Below are 11,257 nucleotides of genomic sequence, written 5' to 3' on the forward strand. Positions count from 1 at the left end.
GGGCGCCTTTGAGCTCGACGGGAAGAGCGGCGACCAATAGGCCCCCTGCCCAGCTTCGCTCAGCGCCTGCCACTCGGGCGTCAGCGTCACAATCCTGGTATCGGCCATTGGGAAGTTGCCTTTTGAAGCCGGTCAGCCGCCAGCACATCGCGCCGGCGCAATGCCGCGCTGAAAGCGGCAGCCGTTCAAAACCGGAAAGCGTGGGAGAAGATATCTCAGGGCACATCCCCCCTCGCGGCTGGCTCCGCATTCACTGCGTCAATCGGCTATCGCCTGCCAGCGCGACCGGGGCACGAACGCATCAGCCCTGCAAATCACGAGAACATAATAGGAACATTTGAGGGTGACGTCAAGCACTTCGGGACCGCCAGATCGCGGCGCCAGCACCTCTATGACATTTTGTCTGAGCGCAAACCAGTCAGCCCCGGAGTCGCCGTCCGGCTCGGGAAGCTGTTCGGTAATGAACCGATCTTCTGGATCAGGCTGCAAGGTTCCTACGATGCATGGAACGCCGAGCGGAACGTTGACGTCTCCAATATCCCGGTGTTGGCGCAGGCCTGCTGAGCGTTTAGATTTCGCCGCGTCCATTGCAAGACAACGACACTTGCCGTAAGCCCCCTGAAAGTCCCGATCCAAAGCCGCTCCAATTCAGCGAGAAAACCAGTTCCGCCAGCACGCTTTCAACCTCATCATGCAGCATCCTGTCCTCATGCCTCAACGAGAGGCTTGCGAAAAATAACGGTGCGTGTCTGAATGTGTCCCACAGTTTAAATCAGAGAATTGGCTTGTGGGGCAGTATGGGACTCTTCCGACGGCTTGAAAAGCAAGCGCGCACTTGGGGCATACTTCTAATTGTTGCCATTTCTAACGTTTGCACCACGACGGTGTTCGGTGCAGAAACAACCGGAACAATGGACTTGCCCAAAAACTCGGTAAGTCCATCGGAGGAAATGGGAGCGGCCGGAAGTTTCCGCTATAAAATCGACTTTTCGGTGCCACAGTGGCGCGGTGCTGAACCAAGCATCGGTCTTTTCTACGATTCTTCGCGGTTGTTGCTTTATGGCCCCGACGAAATTGCCGGCGCCGGCTGGCGCTTGTCAGGGCTTCCCCAAATTCGCCGCGCCTCCGCAGGGCGCGGGGCTCCAGCTTTCGACGAAAGCGACATCTTCCTTCTCAATGAAAATGAACTCGTCCCTTGCGGCGAAATTGCCAGCCCAAGCTGTGACAGCGGTGGCACTCATGCGACTTGGGTTGAGAGCTATAATCGGATCCGACGCGACGAAGGCGCAAACACGTGGGAAGTCACCAGGCGGGATGGGACGCGTTACGTTTTTAGACCTCTGTCCTCTTGGGGATCTGTGGCTCGGGATGCTTCGGACGAAGAACAGGCCGATCTGGCCGACCGCTATATATGGCTCTTGTCGGAGAAAATCGACGCCAATAACCATTCCGTTTTTTATACCCACTCGTGCAAAAGCCTACCAGATTGTAATATAACTTCGATCGAGTACGCAGTCGGATCGATCATCTTTCATTGGGAGGATAGACCGGACACTTACCCGTATGGTGCGGGGCGCGTGCTTGGCTCCGTCGACACGCGATTGAAGACTGTCGAGATACGTTCATCCGGCCAACTACTTCGCGCCTATGCGTTCAACTATTTGCAAAGCGTGTCTACCGGACGGTCACTCCTCAAAAGCGTTCAAGAATTTGGCCGGGATGCTATAATATCTGGTGGGATAATCAATTCTGGTTCAAGCCTTCCAGCAACGGTTTTTGAATATTCTCAACCCGAAAACGTACTTAGTCAAAAATTTATCGCGGATATAAATACCCCAGGCTTCGCTTCCGGTGATTTTAACGGTGATGGCATAGCTGATATCGTTTCATCCGCATGCGGTACTTCATTCTACATCTCATCGATCGATGACAGCAAATCAAATGAGCAAGATTCATATGTCACATTCAAAAAAGTTGCCGTTAAGAACTCCAAATGCGGCCAACAGATTTGCGAAAGACCTCCTGTTGAAAGTGGGCTCGGAGGGGCACGAATCTGCCATTCTGTAACCCCAAATCCGCAGAACTGCATAAAGCTCCCAGCAGATAGCGGTGGGGGGTGGGATTGTACTCCCATCCCCGTATCCTACTCCTTAGGAATGACTAACGTCGATTCTGATGCGTATGAAGATATCATATGGAGTTACAGTTACGATAGGCCCATTATAGCTGATCAGCCGAGCGGCAATAAAAGAAAATACTCGAACATATCCGGCCTTAGCCTCTTGCCGGAGTTTCGTACTGGCAAGCCAATTTTCGGCGATGGCACATTAGGTGGAGACAGTCTTCAGGGCGAAGTGAAGGGCGTCTTTGGCATTAGCTTAATCGACGTCGAGCATTGGGCACTTGCTGACCTGACAGGCGATGGCCGACAAGAATTGATTCACTCGCCAACGCGAAATAGCTCAGCGACTATTTACTCATGGAAAGAAAATGAATTTTCTGACGACACATGGACTTCCGAGCGTATAGATACATACGATCCCTCATTCGAGTGCTCGGATACAGAAACTGGGAGCGATCTACCATCGGCCAAATACGGCATCAGCGGATCCTATTATATTTCAAACGGAATTACACCAATAGACATAAATAACGACGGAAAGAAAGACATTCTCTTACACAGAACACACGGTTACTTTGAAATACTTAAATCTAACGGCTCAAACTTTGATTCAAAGACTATACGACTCACCCTAAGTAATTCAGATTATTTCATTCGCTCCGGGGATATAAACGGCGACGGTATTTCGGATATAGTTTTATTTACAAAAGGAGAAAATACAAACGAGACGCTTGTTTCAATTTTCTGGGGGCATAACTCCAGTTATAAATGCAACCTAAAGACGTCCGAAACGATACAGGTTCCTTTTCCTGCAAAAATCGACGCAATAGGTTATTACTATAAGACAACGCGGAAAGAGGGCTTTTTTCTCGAAGATATAAACGGAGACGGTAGATCCGATCTGATTGCAGCGAAAACTTTGAGCGGTCAAGTCGTAATAGGCATAGATAAACACTGGAAGGAAAGTATAGTATACCTCTCAAACGGGAGCGGCTTTAATTCATCGATTTCATTCCAAGGGCAGCTATCTATAGGCTATGATTTTAATGGAGATGGAAAGAAAAGCTTAACAAATAGAAAACATTTAACAAAAACAAAGTTGGACGATGAGGATTTTGGGAACGTTTACTCAATATACATCCCCGGAGGAACACCTGACCTTCTAACCAAGCTCATTGAGCCGCTCGGCGGTGAGATTGCGGTCACCTATGACACGCACAAAGGCGACAGCACCACCAATGTCCCCTACCCCCTCCACGTCGTAAAATCGATCGATCGATACGACATCCGCACCGGTCATGCGATTACGTCCTATGCCTACGAAGGCGGAAAGTGGGACTGGGCGCACCGCCGCTTCCTTGGCTTCCGCAAGATCGTCGCGACCCTGCCTCAACTCGACAACGAGGCCGCAGCTCCCACGGTCGAAACGCTCTATCGCCAGGACCTGGCGTCCATCGGCAAGATCGAGCAGGTCACGCGTCGCGACGGTGCCGGAAACGTTCTTTCTCGCCAGGAGGAGAGCTACGACGTCCAGACGGACGCGATGCCCTATACATCGCTCAATACCGCTTCCGTCTCGCGCATCTATTTCGCGGACGGTAACCGAGCGCATTTCACGCTGCGAACTTTTAATGAACACGGCTTGGTCACGATAGAACGAGAATACAGCCGGCTATATAACGGCGAGAACATAACTGACACAGATCAGCGGATCAGCTCCGTATCTTATCATCCGAATACGGATGCATACTTGGTCAACTATCCGGCCGTGAAGACAACGCATAACAATTTGGCTGGAGGCCCTGAAAATAGAATCTCATTTACCTTCTATATCTATGATGGCGGCACTTCCGCTACTCCACCGACTAAGGGGAATATTACCAGCAAGTTCGTCGCGCTCGATCCGACGGCTCCTGCGAACGGCTATTCGCGTACCCTTTATTCCTACGATTCCGACGGAAACGTCATTTCCAAGACCGATCCCGTCAATGGCGTGACCACCTACCAATATGACGGCACTTACAACCTGTTCCCCGTGGAGGAGCGCAATCCGCTCTACGCCCTGGGCGACACGCGCCAGAAGACTGTAACGTCCTGGAATTTGGTCTGCGGCATGCCGGCGACGCAAACCGACGTGAACGGCAACGTCACCACCTATTCTTACGATGCCCTGTGCCGCCCGCTGCGTATCGACAGGCCGGATGGCGCCTACGAGCGATACGCCTACCTGGAGTGGGGCAATCCGGGCAGCGGCAACATGATCTGGAAGTTCATGCCGCCTGCCGATACCGCCGGCGGCGAGATGGTGGAGGTCACCTATTTCGACGGTTGGGGACGGCAACGATACGTTCGCAAATCGGGACGCACCTCTGCGGCGTCGGACCAACTCCGCGTGGAGACGAAATACGACAAACGCGGCAATGTGCGCCTGAAGTCCCAACCCTACATCGGGTCAGATACGGCCTACTTTACAAGCTTTGCCTACGACGCCTTGAACCGTCCGATCTCGAAAATCAATCCAGACGGAACCTCGGTTACCACGTCCTACTCGGCCGGTTCCGCCTATCAGGCTGTGACGACGGTCAACGAGATCGGCGAGACGGTGCATGTCCATTCCGATGCCTATGGCAAGGAGGTCATGCGCGAGCAGGTGAATGGAGCCGAGACGCTTACGACGACCATCACCCGCGACGGGCTAAGCCGCATCGTCGGCGTGACCGATCCGGGCGGCAGCCAATGGGCCTACACCTATGACGGCCTCGGCAACCAGCTTCAGGTGAGCGACCCCGACCACGGCATCTGGACCATGACCTATGATGCCGCCAGCCGCCTGAAAACCCAGCTCGACGCCAACGGCAACGAGATCCGCTACACCTACGATGCCTTGGGCAGGAAGCGCACGCGCACGATTACGCCCGCAATCGGCGCGATCGATCGCACCACCTACGCTTACGACGAGGATCGTTCCGGCTACGCCAATGTCGGCCACCTGACGACCGCTTCGAATGCGGCCGCCACGATCCTTACCGACTTCACGGCCCGTGGCCAGGTGGCGCACGAGGAGTGGAACGTCGATGGTGTCGCCCGCTCGCGCGACTATATCTACGATGTCGGCGACAGGCTGCGCCAGCGCCGGTTCTCAGACGGTGAATGGGCCCCCTTCGCCGCCTCCGGTATCGGGCCCGATGGTCATATCGTGTATGACGCCGCCGGCCGCATCAAATCTATCCCGAATGCGGTCTCAAATATCAACTACAATGCCAATGGCGAACCGGTCCGCCTGGATTTCGCGAACTGCACCCATACGGACCTGACCTACGATCCGTTGCGGCTGTGGCTTCTGGAGACGGCAACAGTCTCGGATTGTGATCAGGCAAGCCCCCCTACCTTCACCGAAACCTACACGCGCGACGACATGGGCCGGATCACGGCGATCGCTTCCAACCGCGCCAAGGGAAGCTGGCACTATTCCTATGACACCGTTGACCGGTTGTTAGCCGCTGCCAACGATGACGACGCGGCGCTGTCGGAAGAGTTCGCATACGCCGCCAACGGCAACCTGACTTTCAAGACCGGGCTAGGCGCTTACGCCTATCCCACCGCCAACGCACTGCGCCCGCATGCTCCGCTCAGCGTCGGCGGATCGACGCTGAGTTATGACGCCAACGGCAACATGGTGTCGGGTCGCGGTCGGACGATCCGATATGACGGGATGAACCGCCCGGTCAGTGTCACCCTGGGCACGACCACGGTGACGTATGTCTATGGGCCCGACGACAAACGACTGAAGAAGATCGTCGGCGGTTCGGTGGCGCTGTATCTCGGCGCGGATGAGGAGATCGTCGATGCCGGCACGGCGTCGGAAACCTCGATCAAGCATCTGACCGACAATCTCCGGCGCAAGGGAAGTGTGACGGAGGGCTTTGCCACTGAATGGCTCTATCGCGATCACCTCTCCTCGGTTCGCCTGATGGCAAACGCGGCGGGCGAAACCGTCTCGGAAAGCCGCTACCGCGCCTACGGCGAGCGCTCGGACGTGCAGACCGCCACGATCCGCGAGAGCAAGGGCTGGATCGGCGAGCGCGACGATCCGGAGGTAGGGCTGACGTATCTGAACGCGCGCTACTACGACCCGGTCATCGCCCGGTTCATTCAGCCGGATTGGTGGGACCCGACAGATCCAGCCGTGGGGACGAACAGATATGCGTATGGGTTGAATAATCCGATCTTGCAGAAGGATCCGAGTGGGCATGCGATTGCGCATGATGGCGATATCGATTCCTCGACAGGATTGTCTCGGGGAGAGATGGGGGGGCGTGGTATTGGCGGAGAGGCCGGTCAGTGGGGATTAGTCAGCTCACAAATCCCAGCAAATGCATTTGGCATGGCTAACGATGCATCAACTACATCGACAGCGGTGGAACCTTTCGACGTCGCCAACCGCCGGTCTGTTAGGCCAGGTATGCCTCAGAGTCCAAACGCAAGGCTTCAGGCCGTTCTCGATGTGCGCTTACGACAGCAAATTGACGCAGTAAGGGCGCAACTTGGTATGTCACCCGCGCAATATGTGACACCAAGGAACTTTGAGCCGAACGCACGAACGAATGCTCATCTTCAAGAAACCTTAAATACACTAAATTCTCAACTTAGTGTTGCTGGACCGAGAGCATGCACTCCTGGTTCGACTCCCACTTTTACCGGTGCCGGATTTGCACCACGAACATCTCTTCCAAATTCGATCTATGAGCAACGAGCTCCAAATGGCGCTTTGCGGTCCAGAACATTCTATGATGGCAACGGCAACCGATTCTCTCGCCAAGATTTCGATCATTCACATGGTGGCATGCAGCCTCATGAGCACCATATGAACATAAACGGATACGGACAACCAATTGGCCGCACGAGAGAAACACCACTAACCAGAGATGGGTGGGATTAATGAGCCCCGCAGCTAAGCCCTGCACAAAAGAGATAATCGAGGAAAAACTTCGGATCTACGAGTTTTTCCATGACTGGGTCGTATCTAGCGTAAAAATATACGCAGAGAATAAACTCAAAGAAGTGGAAGATACATATTTCATTGATTACCGAGCAGAATTAAAACTTTGGGATCCGTACAAAAGATTCGAATTTCAGAATGTTTGTTTATTATTCTATAATTTTGAATCTATTTTTGCCAATTCGTGGTCTAAACTGACGAGCGACATACAAGGAGTTTCTTTTGAATATAAGGATGGCCTCGTTATTTTTCGTTCAGACGATTGCGAATATATCCACATAGAGGCGCATGAATTGCGCATCAAGGAGTACTAAAAACCAACGTTATTGAATTTTTGAATTGTAAATAAAAAAATACAGATATAGGCGCTATTACATGCACAATCGAGCCCTCTCCAGCCCCTCGGCATCCACCACCACCCGCAAGCCCGTCCCGAGCGATACGGCAACCGTCTTGCTGTTGACGACCTCCACCGTTGCCTCCAGCCCGTCCAGCCATCCCGAGCGGATGACGACGTGTTCCCCGATCTCGAACTGAACCCGCTGCCGGGCTTTGCGGAAGTCGAACATTCCCATGTCCTGGGCGACCTGAAGCGCTTCAACGCGATCCGCGCGGATCTCCACCGGCCGGCCATGCGCCGCGATGAACTGCGCGACGCCGTCGCATTTGCGCGCCGCTCCGAACGCCAGATCGTCGGCCGGAAACGCCGCGAATACGTACCCGCTGAACAGCGGCATCTCGATATCCTTCGTCCGCCGCTTGCCGCAGATCACCCTCTTGCGGCGAACCTGCTGCATTGGGCAGAAGGCTTCAATGCCGGCTTCTGCGAGTGAGACAATCGCCCGCCGCTCGCAACGAGGATTGGCCCGGATGACGTACCAGCGCTTTTCCATGCTTCCCCCTGCCCTTATGCGGCCCACTCGATGCGTCGGCCCATTTCCTCAAAGCGTTGCGCGTTGAAGTGCGCTTCGACCTCTGAGAACACGGGCGCCGCGTCGTCGTGCATGCGGCCATTCCGCAGAATTTCGATTGCCCGGTCCCGGTGATGATGAAGCGCGCACCGAAGGAATTCCTCGTCGGCCGCACGCGCTTTCAGGCGCCGCTCGGCATCGCCGGCCAACCAGAGGAATTCCTGCCTCTCATCGAGCGGCTTCGGCTCTGCGTAGCTGCGCCCGTCGATGTACGGCCCGGTTCGTTTGCTGGTCACAGTCAAGCCTTTCTCAAGCGATCATTCGCGGCTGAAACGGGATGATTTCGGATTTGGGCTTTGAGCGCTCAGCGATGACGGCCCGAACCTCAGCGACGATCGCTCCCGGGATCGCGCAACCCGGTTTGCCCGGTTCAGGCCCGAGCTTGTCGGCCGGCCATGTGCGGACGCCCGTCAGCGTCTCGAAGACAACGCGCTTGATGCTCTGGGCGGTGTAGGTGCGGCCGTTGAAGGTGACTGCCTGTTCAGCTTCCGGTGTGTTTGCGCCGGCACCGGCCCGCAGGTCTTCGGGCTTGAGCCAGTCGGCCCGGAAGCCGCGCCAGCCGCGTTCGCAGCACAGCGCAACCGCCCGGGAGAGCGACAGGCCCGCCTTGTCGGCCTCGCGCTCGATACCGGCCCATGCGGTCGCCGTGACCGGGGCACGATGCTTGCGACGAAGGGCGAGGAAATCCGACCAGAGCTGTTCGGGAATGCTCTCCGGTTTTGCGATCTGATCCTTTGACCGCCTGGACGCAGGGCGCGCAGCGCTTTCCCCCTCGGGGGGATTAAGGGGGGTATTTATTCCCTTAGATTCACCCTTCTTCTCGTTTGTTGCGCTGCTGTTGCGGTGCTGTTGCACTGGCGTTGCGTTCTCTGTTGCGCCCTGCCCGTGGTCAGTCTGATAAAGCTCATAGTTACAGATGGTTATGCGCTTCACGCCTGTTGCGCTGTCCGTTGCGATATTTTCCGCACCCTCTAACGCGCGCAGAAACCGCAACACCTTTGTCGGTTCCCACTGCCATGCGCCGGCCATGAAGCGGACAGACGCGGCGACCTGCCCGCGCTCCAGCTCCACAACCTTGGAGCCGACACGCACCGTGCGGGGCTTCCACGAGGCTTCGGAGACGAGCCACAGCCACGCCTCGCGCTTGGTGAAGGGTTCATTGGGAAACTGTGGGTCTGTCCAAATCCCACGGCTCACATTGAAGGTGCCGCCGATGCTCATCGTGCGCCCCCGTTGTCGATGAAGTTGATTGCGATGTCGCAGTAGAGATCGAGCGAGCCCGTCGCCCCGTCGCGGGACTTGGCGACAATCGCCTCAAGGCGGTTCTCGTCTCCAAAGGCGAGCGGTGTTGCATCGCGGATCGCGTAATATTCCGGCCGGTAGAGGAACACGACGGAATTGGCGTCCTGTTCGATGGAGCCGGACTCGCGAAGATCGGAGAGCTGCGGCCGGCAGCCCTCGCGCTTCTCCACCTCGCGGTTCAACTGGCTGAGGAGCACGAGCGCAACGCCGAGCCGCTTCGCCATGGCGAGGCAATGGGCCGTGATTTCGGTCAACTCCGCCGTGCGGTTGCCGCGGTAGCGGGCCGAGGGGCGCAGAAGACCCAGATGATCGAGGAAGATCACATCGAGCGATTGCCCGCGCCGCTCCCATGTCGTCCTGAGCGCCCGCGCCTTCGCCTCCACCTGGGCGATAGTGACGCCCGGACGGTCATAGATGCGGATGGGAAGGTCTTTCAGCTCGTAATGAGCCTCACAGACTGCATTTGCCTCGCCATCGCTCAGGCCCGCCTTGCGCTTGATCTGCTGATATTCGATCCGGGCCTTGTGCCGGCGGAAGATCTCATGGGAGGCCATGCGCGCCCACAGATCGGCGGCGGGAACCTCCAGCGAGAAATAGGCGGCGCCGAACGGGCTCCCGTCCCTCTTGGGCTTGAGAGCGACCGTGTGCAGCATGGAGGAGACGGCGAAGGCCGATTTGCCCATGCCGGGCCGGCCGGCCAGCACATAGAGGCAGCCGGGTTGCCAGCACCCAATCTTGCGGTCGAGATCGGCAAAGCCCGTGGACGGGGTTTCAGCGCCCTCCCCTTTGAGGGCCTGTGTCAGATCCTCGATGTATTGGGCGCCGATCGTGCCGACATCATCCGGCGAGGCATCCTCAAACGAAATGCTGGCGCGCGCATGGGCTGCGGCGGCGTCCGCGTCATCGATGATCTTTGCGATCGAGCCCACGGGCAGATTGGCCGCGTGGTATTTGAGGGTGTCGGCCGCTTGCATCAGCTCGCGGCGCGTCGCCAGTTCCACGATGGCCCGGCCGTAGTCGGCCACGACGACATTCGAAGCGGCATTCCCGACGAGCCGGACCAGATAGCGGGCCTTTTCCTCGCCGTTCGGGGGCTCGATCGTCAGACCTTGCTTGACCGATACGGGGCTGGCAACGCGGCCCTCCGCGCACAGATCGCGGATGATCCGATAGATCTCCGCATGGCACGGCACATAGAAGTGTTCGGGCTCAAGGAAGCCGGAAACGAGGTTCAGGCCCTCATTGTCGAGCAGGAGAGCGCCGAGGATCTGGTGTTCGGCTTCGACGTTGAAGGGCTCTTGAAGGATGACGGGGGCGTTCATGGCGCCCTCACTTCGGCTCGAAGTATTTACAGGCGTGCGCATTGACGGGCACAGGCGGGGCGCCCTTGAGCCCAAGCTGACGGGTTTTCGCACAAGGGAAAGCCCGGGGCTCTTCCGTAAGCCGGGAATATGTTCTGTTGGCAGACATTCCGTGGAACCGGCACTGCCGGCACAATTTGTCTGCCATGGCCCCGCCGAAATGCGCCATGCCCGCAAAGGTCAGTGTGGGATCTCCGCTGTCCACGGTGATTTCGCCGGTCAGGCATGCGGTCGCGTTGAGAGGAATGGCCTTGGTCATGCCGCAGCCTCCTCGTCATCGTCCTCGCAGATTGCGGCGCCGGAAATGATGGCGATGGCATCGGAGAGCTTGCGCTGGACGGCGCCGAGAACCCGAAGGCACGTCTCGCGCTCTGCCCGCGTCAACTTTCCGTCCTCATAGGCATCGAGGACAGCCGCACAGGCGACGCCGGCCTCCTTCATGAGCTGGCCAACCGTGTGAACGGCAGTGTCCTTCGGGGCGCTCTCCGGCAGGCGTTCGAGG

At 56.9% G+C, this 11,257-nt stretch carries 8 protein-coding genes; 1 reads left to right on the top strand and 7 read right to left on the bottom strand.

The genetic code is table 11. The annotated features are described in order from the left end of the window. Positions 1–258: 258 nt before the first annotated feature. The gene (locus V2L18_RS23120; protein WP_336180714.1) at positions 259–588 is read right to left on the bottom strand and encodes a hypothetical protein; all 330 of its coding nucleotides are present in this window, start codon (positions 586–588) and stop codon (positions 259–261) included. Positions 589–785: 197 nt separating this feature from the next. Between V2L18_RS23120 and V2L18_RS23125 the strand changes: the two genes are divergently transcribed. After that, positions 786–7,061: an RHS repeat-associated core domain-containing protein gene (locus V2L18_RS23125; RefSeq protein WP_336180715.1), complete on the top strand. Its 6,276-nt coding sequence runs from the start codon at positions 786–788 to the stop codon at positions 7,059–7,061. 431 nt (positions 7,062–7,492) lie between these two features. Here the strand turns inward: V2L18_RS23125 and V2L18_RS23130 are convergent, their stop codons facing one another. From V2L18_RS23130 to V2L18_RS23155, 6 genes are all read right to left on the bottom strand, one after another. Continuing rightward, positions 7,493–8,014, bottom strand: coding sequence for a transcription termination/antitermination NusG family protein (locus tag V2L18_RS23130; RefSeq protein ID WP_336180716.1), 522 nt, complete (start codon positions 8,012–8,014; stop codon positions 7,493–7,495). 14 nt (positions 8,015–8,028) lie between these two features. Further along, a complete protein-coding gene (locus V2L18_RS23135; protein WP_336180717.1) occupies positions 8,029–8,328 on the bottom strand; it encodes a hypothetical protein in 300 nt (99 codons plus the stop codon). A gap of 13 nt (positions 8,329–8,341) precedes the next feature. After that, complete coding sequence (locus V2L18_RS23140) at positions 8,342–9,313, bottom strand: hypothetical protein (protein WP_336180718.1); 972 nt, start codon at positions 9,311–9,313, stop codon at positions 8,342–8,344. Further along, on the bottom strand, positions 9,310–10,716 hold the full coding sequence (locus V2L18_RS23145) for a DnaB-like helicase C-terminal domain-containing protein (RefSeq protein ID WP_336180719.1): 1,407 nt from the start codon (positions 10,714–10,716) through the stop codon (positions 9,310–9,312). Before V2L18_RS23145 ends, V2L18_RS23140 begins: the two co-directional genes overlap by 4 nt. A 7-nt stretch (positions 10,717–10,723) precedes the next feature. After that, complete coding sequence (locus V2L18_RS23150) at positions 10,724–11,014, bottom strand: hypothetical protein (RefSeq protein WP_336180720.1); 291 nt, start codon at positions 11,012–11,014, stop codon at positions 10,724–10,726. Beyond that, on the bottom strand, positions 11,011–11,257 hold a 247-nt coding region (locus V2L18_RS23155), incomplete at its 5' end, for a hypothetical protein (RefSeq protein WP_336180721.1). The genes V2L18_RS23155 and V2L18_RS23150, both read right to left, overlap by 4 nt.

Origin of the sequence: Breoghania sp. JC706, assembly GCF_037026715.1 — a bacterium.
Taxonomy (GTDB): Bacteria; Pseudomonadota; Alphaproteobacteria; order Rhizobiales; family Stappiaceae; genus Breoghania.